The following is a 16070-nucleotide window of genomic DNA, read 5'->3' as shown; positions in this document are numbered from 1 at the left end:
CCTCGCCTCCCCGGTTTGCAGCCTGGTGTTTTTCCCTCTCGCCAGTTGCTGCGGCTTCTGTCACACTCCTCTCGCATGCAGTTCGCCGCGCCCGCGCCGTCTTTTCACGGGAACCATGGCCCCGCGCGCACTGTTGCCTTCCCAACCCTTCGGCACCACATGGCGCGGTCGAACCGCGCCACGAGCGCCCATGAGAGGATCGCATGAGCCGTAAGCCCGTGCCCGCCCAGTCGGGCGAACGCAGCCGCGTCGAGGTGACGTTCGACAAGCCGCAGTTGCTGCCGCAATTGTTCGGCGAGTTCGACGCGAACCTGCTCGCGCTCGAAGAGCGGCTGGGCGTCTACATCACCGCGCGCGGCGACCGCGTCGGGATCGAGGGATCGGCCGAAGCGGTCGCGCATGCCCGCGAAGTGCTGCAGGAGCTCCAGTCGCGGCTGATCCGCGGCGAAGAAGTCGATACCGGGCTGATCGAAGCGGTGATCGCGATGTCGGAGGAACCGACGCTCGACGGCATCGTCCGCGCCGAGAAATCCACACCGCCGTCGATCATGATCCGCACGCGCAAGAAGACGATCGTGCCGCGTTCGGTCGCGCAGACGCATTACATGAAGGCGCTGGTGTCGAACGACATGATCTTCGCGCTCGGCCCCGCCGGCACCGGCAAGACCTACCTCGCGGTTGCGCAGGCGGTCGCGCAGCTCATCACCGGCAGCGTCCAGCGCCTCATCCTGTCGCGCCCCGCGGTCGAGGCGGGCGAGCGCATCGGCTTTCTGCCCGGCGACATGAAGGAGAAGGTCGATCCCTATCTCCGTCCGCTCTACGACGCGCTCTACGACTGCCTGCCCGCCGAGCAGGTCGAGCGGCGCATTTCGTCCGGGGAGATCGAAATCGCGCCGATCGCCTTCATGCGCGGTCGCACGCTGTCCGACGCCTTTGTGATCCTCGACGAAGCGCAGAACACCACGCCTGCGCAGATGAAAATGTTCCTCACCCGGTTCGGCCAGAACAGCCGGATGGTGATCTGCGGCGATCCGCAACAGGTCGATATCCCGGGCGGCATCCCCGCCTCGGGGCTGGCCGACGCAGTCGGGCGGCTCGAAGGGCTGGAAGGGATCGCGATGGCGCGCTTCACCGCCGCCGATGTCGTGCGCCATCCCATCGTCGGCCGCATCGTCGATGCCTATGAGGGACAGCATGGCGCCGTCTGATAACCAACACGGGACTGACAATGCTTGAACTAGCCGTCCAGCGCGAAGCCCCCTGGGCCAGCGATATCGATTGGGAAAAGCTCGCCGGCGAAGCCGCCAGAGCGGCAATCGGCCGCACCCCGCAAGCCGCATGGGTGGATGACCCCGCGCTCGTCGAAATCTCTGTCCGGCTGGCCGGCAATGACGAGGTCCGGACGCTCAACAAACAATATCGCAAGAAGGACAAGCCGACCAACGTGCTGTCCTTTCCGATGATCCAGCCCGACCTGATGGAAACCGTCACGCTCAATTCGGACGATGGCGAGGTACTGCTTGGCGACATCATCCTCGCGCATGGTGTCTGCGCGGAAGAAGCCGCGGAACGCGAAATTTCGGTCGCCGATCACGCAACCCACTTGATTGTTCATGGCTGCCTGCATTTATTGGGCTACGACCATCAGGGGGAAGCGGAAGCGGAGGCCATGGAGGATATCGAACGCGCGGCAATGGACGCGCTCGGCCTGCACGATCCCTACCCCGTGCGCGAGGACTGACGAGACCCCCAATGCCAGAGGGCCAAAGTAGCGCCGGGAACGGCGACAGTAGTAATAGCGAAAGCGGCGGATTATGGCGAGGCCTGCGCGCGCTGCTGTTCGGTGACGACCATGTCGATACGCTCCGCGAGCGGATCGAGGAGGTCATCGTCGAGCACGAGGCCGACACCGAAGCGCCGGTTGCGGGCGACCTCGCCCCGATCGAGCTGCAGATGCTCAAGAACCTGCTCCATTTCGGCGAGCGCGACGCGGGCGATGTCGGCGTGCCGCGCGCCGACATGCTCGCGGTCGAGGAACAGACCAGCTTCGACGAGCTGGTGAAACTGTTCGCGGAAGCGGGCCACAGCCGCCTGCCCGTCTATCGCGACGATCTCGATACCGTCATCGGGATGATTCACGTAAAGGACGTGTTCGCGATACTGGCGTCCGATACGCCGCGCCCCGACAGCATCCAGCAGCTCATCCGCCAGCCGCTTTACGTCCCGCAATCGATGGGCACGCTCGACCTGCTCGCGCGGATGCAGCAGAGCCGGACGCACCTCGCCATCGTGCTCGACGAATATTCGGGCACCGAAGGGCTGATTACGATCGAGGACCTGGTCGAAGAGATCGTCGGCGAAATCGAAGACGAGCATGACGAGGCGCCGACCGCGCTGATGGTGCCGCTCGACGACGGAATGTGGGAAGCCGATGCCCGCGCCGAACTGGAAGACGTTGCCGAGACGATCGACGCGCGGCTGGGCGAGGTCGAGGAAGATGTCGATACGCTGGGCGGGCTCGCCTTCGTGCTGGCGGGGCATGTGCCCGAACCCGGCGAGGTGCTCGACCATCCGAGCGGATGGAAGCTCGAGATACTGGAGGGCGATTCGCGGCGCGTGCTGCGCCTTCGCCTCCACCCACCGACGCCGCATATCGAGGAAGAATAGCGCCGCGGCGTACATTCCGCACGGTTTGTCCTTGGTGACTGGCGGCACCCGGCCTATCTGAAAGGCCATGCGCAGACATATCCTGATTTCGCTCGGCCTGCTTCTCCTCCTCGCCATCGGAACGATCATCTGGTTGCTGACGCCCGACCGGGCGCAGCTTTCCGAATTGGCGGTGACCGGGCGCGTGCCGCAACTCAGCGTACCGCGCGAACAGACGATACCGACGGTCGATGTCGCCAAGGCGGTCGGATGGAAACAGGGCGAGACGCCGACCCCTGCCGCCGGCCTGAAGGTCGCCGCGTTCGCGCGTGGGCTCGATCATCCGCGCTGGCTCTATGCGCTTCCCAATGGCGACGTGCTGGTTGCGGAAACCAATTCGCCGCCGCGCAAGGATGGCGGCATCAAGGGATGGGTGAGGAAAAAGCTGATGCACCGCGCCGGCGCGGACGTACCGTCGGCCAATCGTATCACGTTGCTGCGCGACACGACCGGGGACGGCAAGGCCGATCAGCGCTCGGTATTGCTCAGCGGGCTCAACTCGCCCTTCGGCATGGCGCTGGTCGGCGACTGGCTGTACGTCGCCGATACCGACGCGCTGCTGCGCTTTCCCTACAAGCCCGGCGAAACGCGGATCTCCGCCAAGCCCGAAAAGATCATCGACCTGCCGGGCGGCGGCGATCACTGGACGCGCAATATCCTGCCCGACCCCGCCGACGGCACGCTTTGGGTCACGATCGGATCGTCGACCAACCTCGCCGATAACGGAATGGCGGCCGAACGGGGTCGCGCCCGCATCATCAAGGTCGATCCAAAGACGAAGACCGCGCGCGTGTTCGCGACCGGGCTGCGCAACCCCAACGGGCTGGCGGTCAATCCCGATAGCGGGCGGCTATGGACCGTCGTCAACGCGCGCGACATGATGGGATCGGACATGCCGCCCGATTATCTGACCGAGGTCAATTTCGGCAATTTCTACGGCTGGCCCTGGTATTTCTGGGGCGGATACAAGGATCCGCGCATCGACAGCGTCGGCCCGGATGGCGAGGACATGCGGCAATATGTCGCGCGCCCCGACTATGCGCTGGGCGCGCATACCGCGCCGCTGGGGCTGACCTTTGCCGCGGGCACCGATCTCGGCAAGCGCTTCTCGCGCGGCGCCTTCATCGGCGAGCACGGATCATGGAACCGCGTTCCGCCATCGGGGTACAAGGTCGTGTTCGTGCCGTTTTCGGCCAATGGATTCCCGGCCAAGGCGACCAAGCCGATCAACGTTCTGACCGGCTTTCTCGACAAGAACGGCGATGCGCGTGGGCGCCCCGCCGGCGTCATTGCCGGGCCGAAAGGCGCCCTGCTGGTCGCGGACGATGTCGGCAATATCGTGTGGCGCGTGACCGCCACGAAATCGAATTCGGATGCGAGAGAAGCCGCTCAATCGGCAGGCGAGTAATAATCCTCGGCCGGCGGCTGCGTCGCCTGCGACCGCTGCGACACGCCGGCGGGGCTCGACACCGTCACGCCGCCGCTCGAACGCGTGACGGTCACGGTGCCGGCGGGCGTATGCACCGAATAGCGTGAGCTTTCCGGCCCGGCATCGGCATATGCGACCGCTTCGCGTGGCCGCGCACCGTCGGCGTAAGCGGGCTCAGGGCTGTCGGCCGCCCGGCCCGCATGATAGCGGCGATGCCGGTCGACGCGCCGGGTCTGCGCAATGAATGGATCGTCCTCCGCCTCGCGCCGCGCGGCGTGCGCGGGCCGCCGATCGTCACCGGCGCGGCGTTCCCGATACGCATATCCGTCGCTGCCTCGGGCATCGTTATAGGCGTACCCATCGCCCGCATCGGTATCGGCGTAATCGTCGCGATATGACGATGCCGTCGCGTCGTCATAGCGATAATCGTCGGAACCACCGCCGGCCTGTTCACGGTCATAGCCGGCAAGATATGCCTGATCGTCGAACCCGTCGCTGTCGGGCGGAAGCGCCGATGGCGGTGGTGCGGGATATATCGCGGCCTGTTCCACCTTCGCCGCCTTCGGCACGACATAGGGCACGGGCTCGGCCTCGCTACCCTCGCTCGGCATGTTGTAACCATAGAGATAGTCGCGGCGCATATGCCCGGTGGTATAACTGCCGAGCACCATTCCGGTCGGAACCGCTACTACGACGGCGACGCCCACAAATTTGGCGATACTGGTGCCGATTCCCGTCATCGCGGTGCCATTGTCTCCCGTGAACCTTGCGGAATTCCAAACGGCCGCACAGCGGCACCGGTTCCGCTATTCGAGCAGTTTCGGTCCTTCGCGGCGCAGCTTCTCGCGAATCTTGTCGGCGAACAAGGCCAAAAAGGGCGGCAGATCGACCACCGCATGAACATGATCGTCGAACGGTTGCAGCGTGCTGGCGACGCGCTGCCCCATCGCGGCGATGGTGAAGTGCATGACGTCACCTTCCCAGCGATGCTCGACCTCGGCACCACCTGGAAACATGTCGGCAAGCTTGCCGATGCCGCTGTCGAGCCGCGCTCTCGCTGCGTCGCGGCCAAGCTTGTGCGGAATATCGACGGTGATCGGTTCTGCCATGTTCAATCCAGTCGTTCAGGTCGCGAACAGCATCGCATCGTCGGCGAACGCCTTGAACTCGAGCGCGTTGCCGCTGGGGTCGAAAAAGAACATCGTCGCCTGCTCGCCGGGCTGCCCCTTGAACCGGACATGCGGTTCGATGCCGAACGCGATGCCTGCGTCGCGCACGCGATCGGCGAGCGCTTCCCAATCGGGCATGGTCAGCACGACACCGAAATGCGGCACCGGAACGTCATGGCCATCGACCGGGTTCGATGCCCCGCCGGCGCGTGCCGCCTCATCGAGATGCGCGACGATCTGATGCCCGAACAGGTCGAAATCGATCCAGCGGTCGGCGCTCCGCCCCTCTCGGCAGCCGAGGATGCCACCATAGAATTGCCGTGCCGCGGCAAGATCGTGAACCGGAAAGGCGAGATGAAAGGGGCGAACGCTGGTCATTGGCATCTCCCTAGCATCCTCGGTGCGTTTTGGGAGCCTCCCGCAAGAGCGCTTGCCCGTCCGCGCTTTCCCGGCAATACCGGCCGGCGATGCTACGTCGCCTCCTGCTTCGCCACCCGCACTGGACCGCGCTCCTGATCGGCCTTGCTTCGGCCACCGGATTCGCGCCGCTCGACCTCTGGCCGCTGACACTTGCCTGTCTTGCGCTGTGGATGTGGCTGATATTCGACGCGCCGAGCCTGAAGGGCGCATTGTGGCGCGGATGGCTGTTCGGGCTCGGCCATTTCACCGTTGGCAACAACTGGATCCAGCACGCCTTCGACTTTCAGGACAGGATGCCGCCCGCGCTCGGCTATGTCGCGGTGGTCGCGCTGGCGCTCTATCTCGCCGTCTATCCGGCGATGGCGGCCGGTCTTGCCTGGCGCTATGGGCGTGGATCGAGGCCCGATGCCGGCTATGCCTTCGCCTTTGCCGCCGCGTGGATCGCCACCGAATATCTGCGCGCGACGATGTTCACCGGCTATGCGTGGAATCCGCTCGCGGTGATGTGGTTGCCCGCTGGCGGCGTGGCGCAGGCGACGCGCTGGATCGGCACCTATGCGCTGTCGGGGGTAACGATCGTGATCGCCGGTGCGATCGTCGCCGCCTTCCATCGCCGCTGGGCCTTTGCCGGGGCGACCGCGATCATAGTCGTCGCGTTCGGCGTCGCCGCCGTGCCGGGAGCCATGCCGCCCGATGCGCCAGGGGCGCCGCACGTCCGCGTCGTCCAGCCCAATGTCGGACAGGAAGTAACGCCGACGCCCAATCACGGCGAATATGTGTTCTCGCGCCTCCTTCGATTGAGCGGACCGCCTCAGGGCCATCCGCGCCTGCTGCTCTGGCCAGAGGGAGAAGTGACCTACTTCCTCGAAGACGGTTATCCCCCGCAATGGTACTGGCAATCGTCGCCGGAACTCGCGCGCGACCGGATCGCTGCGCTGCTGGGGCCGAAGGACATCGCGCTGGTCGGCAGCACCGCGCTGGAATTCGACAAGCAGGGCGACCTTAAGGGCGCGGGCAATTCGATCTTCGCCATCCGACCCGACGGCAGTCTGACCGGACGCTATGACAAGGCGCATCTGGTGCCCTATGGCGAATATCTACCGATGCGCTGGCTGCTCGAACCGCTCGGCCTGTCGCGGCTGGTGGCGGGGGACTACGACTTCTTGCCCGGACCGGGACCGCAGACGCTGACGATGCCCGGCTATGGCAAGGTCGGGATGCAGATCTGCTACGAGATTATTTTCTCCGGCCAGGTGGTCGACGAAGCGAACCGTCCCGACATCCTCTTCAACCCGTCGAACGACGCATGGTTCGGCAACTGGGGCCCGCCCGAACATCTCGCCCAGGCGCGGATGCGCGCGATCGAGGAGGGACTGCCGATCCTGCGCTCCACCCCCAACGGCATTTCGGCGGTGATCGACGCGCATGGACGGCTCGTCGGCACGGTGCCGCGCTACACCGCAGGCGTCGTCGATGTGCCGATGCCCAAGCCGCTGCCGCCGACGCTGTTTTCGCGGATCGGCAACTGGATGGCCGCGATCGTCGGCCTGCTGTTCATCGCGGCAGCCGTTGCACTACGCCGCCGCAACCGCTAAATCGTCATATAACGATTTCTTTATATCGCCGCATCAGGCGGGCAAACTCTTGCAGCAGCAGAGGATTTTCATGCGCTCCAGCTATCTCTTCACGTCCGAATCGGTTTCCGAAGGTCATCCCGACAAGGTTTCCGACCAGATTTCCGATGCCATCGTCGATCTTTTCCTGTCGAAGGATCCCGAGGCACGCATCGCCTGCGAAACGCTGACCACGACGCAGCTCGTCGTGCTTGCGGGCGAAATCCGCTGCAAGGGCGTATACGAAAATGGCGAATGGGCACCCGGAGCGCTTGAGGAAATCGAGCAGACGGTGCGCAACACCGTCAAGGAAATCGGATACGAGCAGGACGGTTTTCACTGGGAAACGCTGAAATTCGAAAATCACCTCCACGGCCAGTCGGCCCATATCGCGCAGGGTGTCGATGCCAGCGGCAACAAGGATGAAGGCGCCGGCGACCAGGGCATCATGTTCGGTTATGCCGTCGCCGATACGCCCGACCTGATGCCCGCGACGCTCGATTACAGCCACAAGATCCTTCAGCGCATGGCCGCCGACCGCAAGTCGGGCAAGGCGCCCTTCCTCGAGCCCGACGCCAAGAGCCAGGTCACGCTGCGCTTCGAAAACGACCGCCCGGTCGCCTGCGCCGCGATCGTCGTCTCCACCCAGCACGCGCCGGGATATGACGCAGGCGAAAAGGAAGCCGAGCTGAAGAAATATGTGAAGGACGTCATCGCCGACATCCTTCCCGCCGAACTCCTGTCGGACGAGACCGAATATCACATCAACCCGACCGGCACGTTCGAAATCGGCGGCCCCGACGGCGATGCCGGGCTGACCGGGCGCAAGATCATCGTCGACACTTATGGCGGCGCGGCACCGCATGGCGGCGGCGCATTTTCGGGCAAGGACCCGACCAAGGTCGACCGTTCGGCGGCCTATATCACGCGCTATCTGGCGAAGAATATCGTCGCCGCCGGCCTCGCCCGCCGCTGCACGATCCAGCTCGCCTATGCGATCGGCGTGTCGAAGCCGCTGTCGATCTATGTCGATACGCACGGCACCGGCAAGGTGCCGGAAGAAAAGATCGAGGAAGCGATTCGCACGAATCCCAAGCTCGGCGGCCTGACCCCGCGGGCGATCCGCACGCACCTGGGCCTCAACAAGCCGATCTATCGCACCTCCGCGGCCTATGGCCATTTCGGGCGCAAGGCCGATGGCGACCGCTTCCCCTGGGAACGAACCGACCTGGTCGAGGATTTGAAGAATGCGCTGATGGCAACGGAAACTGCGAGCTGAGCCAGGCGCGAGTAGAGATTGACGGGGCGGTGGCCGAAAGGCTGCCGCCCTTTTTCATTGGCGCCTACCGGTTGCCCCGCGAGGTCCAGTATCCGCACATCGATCGATGCCCTTCCGTTGGAGTATGCGATGACCGCCGCCCGCCTTGCCGAAGACCGCGACCTTGAAGGAATTCTCGATCTGTTTGGCGCATCCGAAGTGAGCACCGTCGCTCGCCCGGTCGAACGCGCGCGACAGATCTGGGAAGCGACGCTCGCGAATCCCGATGTCTTCATTTTCGTGAGCAGCGCCGAGAATATGGTCGTGGCGAGTTGCATGCTCATCACCGCGCCAAACCTGCTTCGCGAAGGCCGGTCGCACGGTTTTTTGGAAAATGTGGTGACCCACCCCGCCTATCGCGGCCGGGGCCATGGCCGTTCGGCGGTCGCCAAAGCGTTCGACCACGCATGGCAGCTCGATTGCCACCATGTCCTCATGCAAAGCGGCCGCGCAGACCCCCGCGTGCACCGCTTTTATGAAAAGCTCGGGTTCCGGCCGGGTTTGCGCACCGCTTATGTGGCGATGCGACCCTGAAAACCATCTCCGCGGCTGAGACGCGAACGGGTTATCAAAGCCGACAATTTATGCTCTTGGGCGCCATCATGAACGATCCCGCCACCATTCGCCGCTTCTATGGCCGCCGTCAGGGCCACAAGCTCCGCGCCGGCCAGCAGGAGCTTGTCGATTCGCTGCTGCCCAGCCTCAGCGTTCCCGACACCGGACCGATCACCGCAGAGCGCCTGTTCGGGGACGACCGTCCGCTGGAGTTCGAGATCGGGTTCGGCGCAGGCGAACATCTCGCCGGTCAGGCGGCGGCACGACCCGACCACGGTTTCATCGGCTGCGAACCCTTTCTGAACGGCGTCGTCGGTGCGCTCGGCCATGTTCGCGACGAGCGGCTGGACAATGTCCGCATCCATATGGGCGACGCGCTGGAGGTGCTGGAACGCCTGCCCGATGCGGGCCTCGACCGGTTGTATCTCCTCCACCCGGACCCCTGGCCCAAGGCTCGGCATGCCAAGCGGCGCATGGTCAATCACGGCCCGCTCGACATGATCGCCGCCAAGCTGAAGCCGGGCGCCGAGTTTCGCCTCGGCACCGACGATCCGACCTATTGCCGCTGGTCGATGATGGTGATGAACCAGCGCCGCGACTTCGTCTGGCAGGCGAACACGCCAGCCGACTTTCTGCAGCGCCCCGCCGACTGGCCCGAAACGCGCTACGAGCGCAAGGCGCGCCGCCACGGCCACGAGGTCTGGTACTTTCGATTCAGGCGACGCTAGACTACGCTGATGTTGTAAAAACAACGACTTAGCCAAAAACATCTACGCCAGGATTGCCTCCAATTCGCCCCTTTTTCCGCTTGCGTGATTACCCGGTGATTGCCAGAAAAAGGCCACGAGGTATCGCATGGCAACAGGAAAAATCAGCAAGCGCACGGTCGATTCGCTCCCGGTTGGACCAAAGGAAAACTATCTTTGGGACACCGATCTCAAGGGCTTTGGCGTCAAGATTACAGCTGCTGGATCAATCAGTTACATAATCCAGTTCCGAATGGGCGGACGAGAAGCGAAGACCCGTCGTTTCACGATCGGATCACATGGATCGCCCTGGACACCGACTACTGCACGCTTGGAGGCTGAGCGATTGTTGGTGATTGTTGCGCAGGGCATTGATCCGGTTGATGCGGAAAAGCAGCGCCGACGGGAAGCTGTCGACCTCGCCTTCTCGAATTACGCAGACCTCTTCACCCGCTCCTGCAAACGCGAGGGATGGCGTCGCCTCGTGGAACGATCCATTCGCCTCTACCTCAAGCCCACATTCGGAATGAAGGCGCTGCCAGCGATTACGAAGATCGACGTCGTATCGGTTCTCGATCAGATGCCGCCAAAGCAGGTGGCAAACCGGCGAAATGTCTTTGCCGTTATGCGCCGCCTGTTTCGCTGGGCCGTGAGTCGCGGAGATATCGATCGCAGTCCGATGGAGGGCATGGAAACGCCGCCTCCGGTCAAGCCACGAGAGCGCTGGCTCAAGGATGGCGAACTCCGCCATATCTGGGACGCGGCACCGGAATGTCATCGATGCTTTGGTCCAATTGTCAGACTTCTGATCGTGACCGGACAGCGCCGTGAAGAAGTCTCCGGGATGCAATGGCAGGAGCTCAGTCGCAGCGAAAGATTGTGGACCCTGCCCGGATCTCGGACCAAGAACGGAGAACCAAACTCCATTCCGCTCAACGATCTTGCAATCGCCGAGCTCGACCGGGAGGCTCGCGGCGAGAAGTGGCCACGCAAAGGCCGCGTCTTTGCGACAGCTAGTGGGGCGGGCTTTACGGGATACGCCAAGGGCAAGGTGAAGCTCGACAGCCTGATCGAGGAACGTCGCGAAGAGCCGCTCGACGCCTGGCGCCTTCATGATCTACGACGAACCCTCGCTACGAACTTTCAGCGGCTTGGCGTTCGGTTTGAAGTCACCGAAGCCGTTCTCAACCACGTCGGCGGATCTCGTGCCGGAGTCGCCGGCATCTACCAGCGCCACGATTGGAAGGACGAGAAGCGCCAGGCACTCGATGCTTGGAATGATCACCTCGCGACGGTTCTGTCCGGGACTGTAGAGACCACCTAACTCATTGGCGAGGGCTAGGCGGTCTGCTGGTTCAAACGTCCGACCAAAGCGGGTACCAGAGCCTCGATGTGTTGATGATATGCGCGTACCGCCCGGGTTGAGCCATCGAAACCCTGCTGAGCTGTTCGCTCAATTTGCTCAAGGGCATGCGACGCCCCAGGCCAAATCTCCGGCTCGAGTTCACGTATCGGGTGGAGTCTGTCGCTAAGGCGTTCGACCAAATGTACGCGAAACCGATTGCCTGAGTTTGCCGCGATGTCTCTGAAGACGTGCGCCAATCGGTCGGCATAAGCACCCTGAGTGACGTTGGATCCTTCGTCGATTTCCAGTGATTTGCGGTCGGTGTCGGAAGTGTGCTCCAAAAGCAGCGCGTTGACTTGCAGGATGTCGCGCAAGGCCTGTTCGGTAAGCAGCGGTACGCGAAATCCTTCGCCGGGCGTGAGGTCGACCAGCCCTTCGCCGACAAGCTGGTTCAGGCTGTCTCTTACCGGCGTCATGCTTACTCCGAAATCGTCAGCCAGTCGCATCGCCTCGAGCTTCGCACCGGCCCGGAAGCGCCCTTCCAGCAATTCATTTTTAAGCCGCCTGTACGTAGGCTCGAGGACGTGAGCGGGACTCATCGCCCGCTGCGGCGCGTCTCGGCGAACTCACGAACCGCTTCTTTCTGGTCGGGGCGCAGACTATCGGTTGCCTGCGGGAATTCGGGCACCTCGTCACGCAGCAGAACCGACGGGCATTGCCCTTCGAAATTACCCAGGTTCGGGCGGTGCTGCACATAACCGGCCAGTTCGGCGAGTTCGGGCGAGAACTCTTTTGCTACTGCTGGTGGATAGGCCAGCCAGAGATTCTCGTAGGGTTTGAGCCAGCCGAGGCTGTAGCCGATCACGACACCGCGGCGGACATCCTCGGTCTGGTTTCGTCCCGCTCCATGGACGGTGGAGCCAAGAAAGCAGATGGCATCGCCGGGCTTGCAAACTGCGACTATGGGATCGTCGAGACTTTCGAGATTGTCGACAGGCTTCCTGTGCGTCCTGGGGTAGATGCGTGTCGCGCCATTGAGGCGAGTAAATTCGGTCAGCGGCCAGATGACGTTGAGAAGATATTCGTGATCGCCCTTGCGGCCTGCCCACATATCCTGATCGCAATGCGGAAACTGTTCTATCTCTCCGGGATGGATCGCGATCGCCTGGGCGACATTGAGCTGTATCCGGTCGCAGGCGCTGCCGAGAATTGCGCGGGCGAGCGATAGGACTAGCGGCTGCAGGACCAGATCGCCCGCGACCTGCGAGCGGCGAAGGAGGCTTCCAAACCGTTTGGTCCGATGCCCATAGAAGTCTCCCTTGCCGAGTGGCGCCTGCGCAAACGCAGCTTCCAGGTCGGCATCGAGTGCGGCGATCTGTTGCTCGGCGACAAGCTGCGGAATGATGCAATAGCCATCCTCTTGCAGCTGATCGAGCCAATACGCCTCGCTCGGCGCAGTCATGCTGCCAGCTCCATACCACCATAGGCTTCCGGCTGAGGATTGCGGCAGTAGATCCCTGCGTTGGCGAGTTGCGCGCGTGTATCCTGATCGATGTCGATGCGAAGAGCGACAAGCTGCTGGCCATTGATAGGAACGCACGGTCCCAGCTGCTGGCAGCGCCAGCCGAACTGGGCGATCTGCCGGAACCAGGGCACCGGGGCGACCGCCGAATAACCAGAAATCCCTTCCGATATTGCAAAATCGGCGAGTGCGGAGACGAGCTGGTTGCGGACACTCCGGCGATCAGCGCGCGGTAACGTGGGATCGATACAGAAGCGGGTAATCTCGCGAAATGCCTCATCCTGCGGAACAGGTCCGGTGCACAGCTGCGGAAAGAGATCGCGCAAGATATGAGGTCCATCGGAACGCAGGAGCCGGGCCGATGCGCGATGCTCGCAATTTTCACCGGTGAGGACGAGATAGGCGGCGGAGGGCGTATCGAACTGGTCGATTTCAAAGGTCCCGTCGAGCACCGGAACGTCCCACCCAAGAAGATCCACGAACACGCGCTTGCGCGCCTCGAACATGGCGCGAAGTGCCGGATCGACCAGGCTTGCACCATTTATACCGCTGCTTTGCTGCATGAAGATTACCTGTGAACTTGATGACTGCTTGCATCTCATCAAATCCGGATAGGCAGCGACATACCAAGAACTGGGGAGGGCCCCTTCTGGCGCTCAACAGGGCGAGTTTACTGACCGCCCCACCTGTGCGATGAGCTTCAGCGTTTGAAAATCAACAAGATACGACAGGTATCCTATCGGTCCGATTCTGTTCATCCCGGGAAGGTCACAAGCTGGCTATGAATGCAAAAGTCATCACGAACTTCCAGCTTGGCAGCCGCGAATCCCCTTCGGCGCCGGATGTCTTGCCCTTGGCTACAGAGCATGCGCTGCAATCCGCCGGAGCTGCTTTCCATGCGCTCGCCGACACCATGCCGCAGATGGTATGGTCGACTCTTCCCGACGGCTCCCACGATTATTACAATGCGCGCTGGTATGAATTTACGGGTGTCCCTGTCGGGTCAACCGACGGCGAAGGATGGGCCGGGATGTTCCATGAGGATGACCAGGCCGATGCATGGAAGAAATGGAACCACAGCCTCGCTACCGGCGAACCGTACGAGGTTGAATATCGCCTGCGGCATCACAGCGGTGATTATCGCTGGATGATCGGTCGTGCGCTGCCGATCCTCAACGAGCAGGGTGAGATCCAGCGCTGGATCGGCACTTGTACGGATATCGACGAGCAGAAGCGCACCGCCCTCCAAAACGAAATCTTGAGCCAGGAGCTTAGCCATCGCATCAAGAACATCTTCGCGATTGTTTCCGGTTTGATCAGCCTGACAGCGCGCGCAAATGAGGCGTTCGGCGAAGCGTCGCGCGACTTGCTGGGCCGGATTTCCGCGCTGGGGCGCGCGCACGAATTCGTCCGACCGCACAGTGAAAAGTCCCAGCCCGAGGGCAGGGAAGTGACCCTCGCCACGCTGCTTGCGACGATCTTCGAGACCTATCCTGCCTTTTCCGAAGGAAGGATTGCGATTTCCGGCCCCGATATCGCGGTCGAAAGCCGCGCCGCCACGCCGGTCGCATTGGTGTTCCACGAGCTGGCCACCAACGCGATGAAGTACGGAGCGCTTTCCAATCCCGAGGGAAGGATTTCGCTGGACCTTTCAACCGAGGACGAGATGGTCCGCTTCCGGTGGAGGGAACACGGAGCCCACATCGACAAGGCGAGTGAGCCTCAAACGGGTTTCGGAAGTCGCCTCATCGAGTTGGCCGTGAAGCAGCAGCTAGGAGGCAATTACGAAAGAACCTGGCATGACGATGGCGTTGAACTCGTCATGGATGTCCGAAAAAGCAGGTTGCAGGAGCCTAGTTGAAGAAGAGCTTGAGACGGGCTGGCGGATCGATTTTTTCGCCCTTTCGGACCGCAATGACATAGTCGAGAACCTGCTTGAGAATGCCGAGATCGACCGGTTTTTCCAGCGCACCCAGCGTTCCGCTCACCCCTTCACCGAGTTGTGCGGGATTGGCGGTTACGAAAATAACCTCTATCCCGAAATCCACGGCAAGCTTCTCGCCGATCCTGGGACCTGTGGCTCCATCGGCCAGATTAACATCGACGAGCGCCACATCGATCGCTTCTGAAGCCTTTGCCAATGCCGATTGCATGTCGTCGGCTATGCCTGCGGATTCGTGACCGAGATCGTGAACCACCGCCTCCATTTCGACAGCTATGAGGAATTCGTCTTCGACAATCAGGATGGTGGTCGGCATGAAGGCTATCAAAAGTTAAATGACAAGGCTCTGTAGTGAGGGGACGGACAGGGCGCATATTCGTTCCCTCGCCTCGTTGCATCCGGCTTCGATCCAAATAGCTTCAAGATACGCACCCGTTCCGACGGCATTGCTTCACGATCGGGCGACAGGACCACGACCAAAGAGCGTATCTATGATGGGGCATTCCGGAACATCCCCGCCTTCGCAGCGGGCCGATACATCGGCTAGCGTGCGCTCCAACCTGGTTAAATCGTCAATCTTGGCTCGAACGCTAGCCAGATGGTTATTGGTCAGATCCTGAACCTCGCCGCAGCTGTAATGGTGCGAATCAACGAGGCTGAGCAGGCTTTTGAGCTCCTCAATCGAAAAACCCAGATCGCGGCCGCGCAAGATAAAGCCGAGCCGCGCCTGGTCGCCGGGTGCATAGAGCCTGTGCCCGCTTGCCGTACGCTCGGGAGGCTGAAGCAGACCGATGTTCTCGTAGTAGCGGATTGTCTCAAGGTTGCAGCCCGACCGTCTGGCCAGTTCTCCCCGTTTGATCACTTGCGATGCTGTCATGAGCCATATGCCAACTAGTGCTTGAACCTGTAGTTACTACAGGGAGTACATTGGTTTCCATGGTCGATCAAATGCATAAGAACGCGCAGCGCTTATGGGCGAGCGGCGGGACGCTCGGCGCGATACTCGCCTCGTCCTGCTGTATTGCCCCGCTGTTATTGCTGAGCCTTGGCATCAGCGGCGCGTGGATCGGCAATCTCACTGCGCTCGAACCGTACAAATGGGTATTTATCGCCATTGCGGTTGTCTTTTTGGCCCTTGGATCCCGGCACGTCTATTTTCGGCAAACTGAACCTTGCGAAGACGGAACATATTGCGCGCGGCCCGGAGCAAACCTGCTCGTCAAAAGCTCCCTGTGGCTGGCGACCGTATTGGTCGCTGCCTCGTCCACGGTCGAGTGGTGGGCGCCGCTATTCTATTAGGAGTTC

19 protein-coding genes are annotated in these 16070 nt (G+C 62.3%); 11 read left to right on the top strand and 8 right to left on the bottom strand.

The genetic code is table 11. The annotated features are described in order from the left end of the window. Positions 1–203 precede the first annotated feature (203 nt). The 4 genes from J7S20_RS13795 to J7S20_RS13780 all read left to right on the top strand — a co-directional run bounded on the left by J7S20_RS13795 (position 204) and on the right by J7S20_RS13780 (position 4114). Positions 204–1208 carry a PhoH family protein gene (locus J7S20_RS13795; RefSeq protein ID WP_284054812.1) on the top strand — a complete coding sequence of 335 codons (1005 nt, stop codon included), beginning with the start codon at positions 204–206 and terminating at the stop codon, positions 1206–1208. A gap of 20 nt (positions 1209–1228) precedes the next feature. Further along, positions 1229–1741 carry an rRNA maturation RNase YbeY gene (ybeY, locus tag J7S20_RS13790; RefSeq protein ID WP_284054811.1) on the top strand — a complete coding sequence of 171 codons (513 nt, stop codon included), beginning with the start codon at positions 1229–1231 and terminating at the stop codon, positions 1739–1741. 11 nt (positions 1742–1752) lie between these two features. Continuing rightward, positions 1753–2667, top strand: a complete 915-nt coding sequence (locus J7S20_RS13785; RefSeq protein WP_284054810.1) for a hemolysin family protein — start codon at positions 1753–1755, stop codon at positions 2665–2667. Between the two features lie 67 nt (positions 2668–2734). Continuing rightward, a complete protein-coding gene (locus J7S20_RS13780) occupies positions 2735–4114 on the top strand; it encodes a PQQ-dependent sugar dehydrogenase (RefSeq protein ID WP_284054809.1) in 1380 nt (459 codons plus the stop codon). Here the strand turns inward: J7S20_RS13780 and J7S20_RS13775 are convergent. The 3 genes from J7S20_RS13775 to J7S20_RS13765 form a co-directional block, all read right to left on the bottom strand. Continuing rightward, positions 4096–4875 (bottom strand): hypothetical protein, encoded by a 780-nt coding sequence (locus J7S20_RS13775; protein ID WP_284054808.1) that lies wholly within the window; start codon positions 4873–4875, stop codon positions 4096–4098. The two genes, J7S20_RS13780 and J7S20_RS13775, sit on opposite strands and share 19 nt — an antisense overlap. 66 nt (positions 4876–4941) lie before the next feature. Next, the gene (locus J7S20_RS13770) at positions 4942–5244 is read right to left on the bottom strand and encodes a polyhydroxyalkanoic acid system family protein (RefSeq protein ID WP_284054807.1); all 303 of its coding nucleotides are present in this window, start codon (positions 5242–5244) and stop codon (positions 4942–4944) included. A gap of 15 nt (positions 5245–5259) precedes the next feature. Next, the gene (locus J7S20_RS13765; RefSeq protein ID WP_284054806.1) at positions 5260–5682 is read right to left on the bottom strand and encodes a VOC family protein; all 423 of its coding nucleotides are present in this window, start codon (positions 5680–5682) and stop codon (positions 5260–5262) included. A gap of 89 nt (positions 5683–5771) precedes the next feature. Here J7S20_RS13765 and lnt point away from each other — a divergent pair, with 89 nt between their 5' ends. The 5 genes from lnt (at position 5772) to J7S20_RS13740 (ending at position 11280) form a co-directional block, all read left to right on the top strand. Continuing rightward, the gene (lnt, locus tag J7S20_RS13760; protein ID WP_284054805.1) at positions 5772–7319 is read left to right on the top strand and encodes an apolipoprotein N-acyltransferase; all 1548 of its coding nucleotides are present in this window, start codon (positions 5772–5774) and stop codon (positions 7317–7319) included. A gap of 70 nt (positions 7320–7389) precedes the next feature. Beyond that, positions 7390–8616, top strand: a complete 1227-nt coding sequence (gene metK, locus J7S20_RS13755; RefSeq protein WP_284054804.1) for a methionine adenosyltransferase — start codon at positions 7390–7392, stop codon at positions 8614–8616. Between the two features lie 129 nt (positions 8617–8745). Then, positions 8746–9189, top strand: coding sequence for a GNAT family N-acetyltransferase (locus J7S20_RS13750; RefSeq protein WP_284054803.1), 444 nt, complete (start codon positions 8746–8748; stop codon positions 9187–9189). A gap of 68 nt (positions 9190–9257) precedes the next feature. Further along, entirely contained in the window at positions 9258–9938 is a 681-nt protein-coding gene (trmB, locus tag J7S20_RS13745) for a tRNA (guanine(46)-N(7))-methyltransferase TrmB (protein ID WP_284054802.1), read from the top strand. 127 nt (positions 9939–10065) lie between these two features. Continuing rightward, on the top strand, positions 10066–11280 hold the full coding sequence (locus tag J7S20_RS13740) for a tyrosine-type recombinase/integrase (RefSeq protein ID WP_284054801.1): 1215 nt from the start codon (positions 10066–10068) through the stop codon (positions 11278–11280). Positions 11281–11294: 14 nt separating this feature from the next. On the opposite strand, the gene J7S20_RS13735 is transcribed toward J7S20_RS13740, so the two are convergent. The 3 genes from J7S20_RS13735 to J7S20_RS13725 are packed head-to-tail and all read right to left on the bottom strand — an operon-like array spanning position 11295 to position 13386. Then, complete coding sequence (locus tag J7S20_RS13735; RefSeq protein WP_284054800.1) at positions 11295–11900, bottom strand: GntR family transcriptional regulator; 606 nt, start codon at positions 11898–11900, stop codon at positions 11295–11297. Next, positions 11897–12763 (bottom strand): phytanoyl-CoA dioxygenase family protein, encoded by an 867-nt coding sequence (locus J7S20_RS13730; protein ID WP_284054799.1) that lies wholly within the window; start codon positions 12761–12763, stop codon positions 11897–11899. The genes J7S20_RS13735 and J7S20_RS13730 overlap by 4 nt, the downstream gene beginning before the upstream one ends. Next, complete coding sequence (locus J7S20_RS13725; protein WP_284054798.1) at positions 12760–13386, bottom strand: acyl-homoserine-lactone synthase; 627 nt, start codon at positions 13384–13386, stop codon at positions 12760–12762. Before J7S20_RS13725 ends, J7S20_RS13730 begins: the two co-directional genes overlap by 4 nt. Before the next feature lie 218 nt (positions 13387–13604). On the opposite strand from J7S20_RS13725, the gene J7S20_RS13720 reads away from it, so the two are divergent. Continuing rightward, complete coding sequence (locus J7S20_RS13720) at positions 13605–14684, top strand: sensor histidine kinase (protein WP_284054797.1); 1080 nt, start codon at positions 13605–13607, stop codon at positions 14682–14684. Here the strand turns inward: J7S20_RS13720 and J7S20_RS13715 are convergent. After that, positions 14677–15081: a response regulator gene (locus tag J7S20_RS13715; protein WP_284054796.1), complete on the bottom strand. Its 405-nt coding sequence runs from the start codon at positions 15079–15081 to the stop codon at positions 14677–14679. The two genes, J7S20_RS13720 and J7S20_RS13715, sit on opposite strands and share 8 nt — an antisense overlap. Before the next feature lie 135 nt (positions 15082–15216). Next, entirely contained in the window at positions 15217–15642 is a 426-nt protein-coding gene (locus tag J7S20_RS13710; protein ID WP_284054795.1) for a MerR family transcriptional regulator, read from the bottom strand. Between the two features lie 59 nt (positions 15643–15701). Between J7S20_RS13710 and J7S20_RS13705 the strand changes: the two genes are divergently transcribed. Continuing rightward, positions 15702–16064 (top strand): mercuric transporter MerT family protein, encoded by a 363-nt coding sequence (locus tag J7S20_RS13705; RefSeq protein ID WP_284054794.1) that lies wholly within the window; start codon positions 15702–15704, stop codon positions 16062–16064. Positions 16065–16070 lie beyond the last annotated feature (6 nt).

Source organism: Stakelama marina (assembly GCF_018122655.1).
Lineage (GTDB): Bacteria > Pseudomonadota > Alphaproteobacteria > Sphingomonadales > Sphingomonadaceae > Sphingomonas > Sphingomonas marina.
The sequence above is the reverse complement of the archived record's forward strand: the minus strand, read 5'-3'. Positions and strand labels throughout refer to the sequence as shown.

What these genes read in the sequence shown, in the direction of transcription:
- J7S20_RS13795 (WP_284054812.1), top strand. Translation starts at nt 204, where the DNA reads ATGAGCCGTAAGCCCGTGCCCGCCCAGTCGGGCGAACGCAGCCGCGTC.
- ybeY (WP_284054811.1), top strand. Translation starts at nt 1,229, where the DNA reads ATGCTTGAACTAGCCGTCCAGCGCGAAGCCCCCTGGGCCAGCGATATC.
- J7S20_RS13785 (WP_284054810.1), top strand. Translation starts at nt 1,753, where the DNA reads ATGCCAGAGGGCCAAAGTAGCGCCGGGAACGGCGACAGTAGTAATAGC.
- J7S20_RS13780 (WP_284054809.1), top strand. Translation starts at nt 2,735, where the DNA reads ATGCGCAGACATATCCTGATTTCGCTCGGCCTGCTTCTCCTCCTCGCC.
- J7S20_RS13775 (WP_284054808.1), bottom strand. Translation starts at nt 4,875, where the DNA reads ATGACGGGAATCGGCACCAGTATCGCCAAATTTGTGGGCGTCGCCGTC.
- J7S20_RS13770 (WP_284054807.1), bottom strand. Translation starts at nt 5,244, where the DNA reads ATGGCAGAACCGATCACCGTCGATATTCCGCACAAGCTTGGCCGCGAC.
- J7S20_RS13765 (WP_284054806.1), bottom strand. Translation starts at nt 5,682, where the DNA reads ATGACCAGCGTTCGCCCCTTTCATCTCGCCTTTCCGGTTCACGATCTT.
- lnt (WP_284054805.1), top strand. Translation starts at nt 5,772, where the DNA reads ATGCTACGTCGCCTCCTGCTTCGCCACCCGCACTGGACCGCGCTCCTG.
- metK (WP_284054804.1), top strand. Translation starts at nt 7,390, where the DNA reads ATGCGCTCCAGCTATCTCTTCACGTCCGAATCGGTTTCCGAAGGTCAT.
- J7S20_RS13750 (WP_284054803.1), top strand. Translation starts at nt 8,746, where the DNA reads ATGACCGCCGCCCGCCTTGCCGAAGACCGCGACCTTGAAGGAATTCTC.
- trmB (WP_284054802.1), top strand. Translation starts at nt 9,258, where the DNA reads ATGAACGATCCCGCCACCATTCGCCGCTTCTATGGCCGCCGTCAGGGC.
- J7S20_RS13740 (WP_284054801.1), top strand. Translation starts at nt 10,066, where the DNA reads ATGGCAACAGGAAAAATCAGCAAGCGCACGGTCGATTCGCTCCCGGTT.
- J7S20_RS13735 (WP_284054800.1), bottom strand. Translation starts at nt 11,900, where the DNA reads ATGAGTCCCGCTCACGTCCTCGAGCCTACGTACAGGCGGCTTAAAAAT.
- J7S20_RS13730 (WP_284054799.1), bottom strand. Translation starts at nt 12,763, where the DNA reads ATGACTGCGCCGAGCGAGGCGTATTGGCTCGATCAGCTGCAAGAGGAT.
- J7S20_RS13725 (WP_284054798.1), bottom strand. Translation starts at nt 13,386, where the DNA reads ATGCAGCAAAGCAGCGGTATAAATGGTGCAAGCCTGGTCGATCCGGCA.
- J7S20_RS13720 (WP_284054797.1), top strand. Translation starts at nt 13,605, where the DNA reads ATGAATGCAAAAGTCATCACGAACTTCCAGCTTGGCAGCCGCGAATCC.
- J7S20_RS13715 (WP_284054796.1), bottom strand. Translation starts at nt 15,081, where the DNA reads ATGCCGACCACCATCCTGATTGTCGAAGACGAATTCCTCATAGCTGTC.
- J7S20_RS13710 (WP_284054795.1), bottom strand. Translation starts at nt 15,642, where the DNA reads ATGACAGCATCGCAAGTGATCAAACGGGGAGAACTGGCCAGACGGTCG.
- J7S20_RS13705 (WP_284054794.1), top strand. Translation starts at nt 15,702, where the DNA reads ATGGTCGATCAAATGCATAAGAACGCGCAGCGCTTATGGGCGAGCGGC.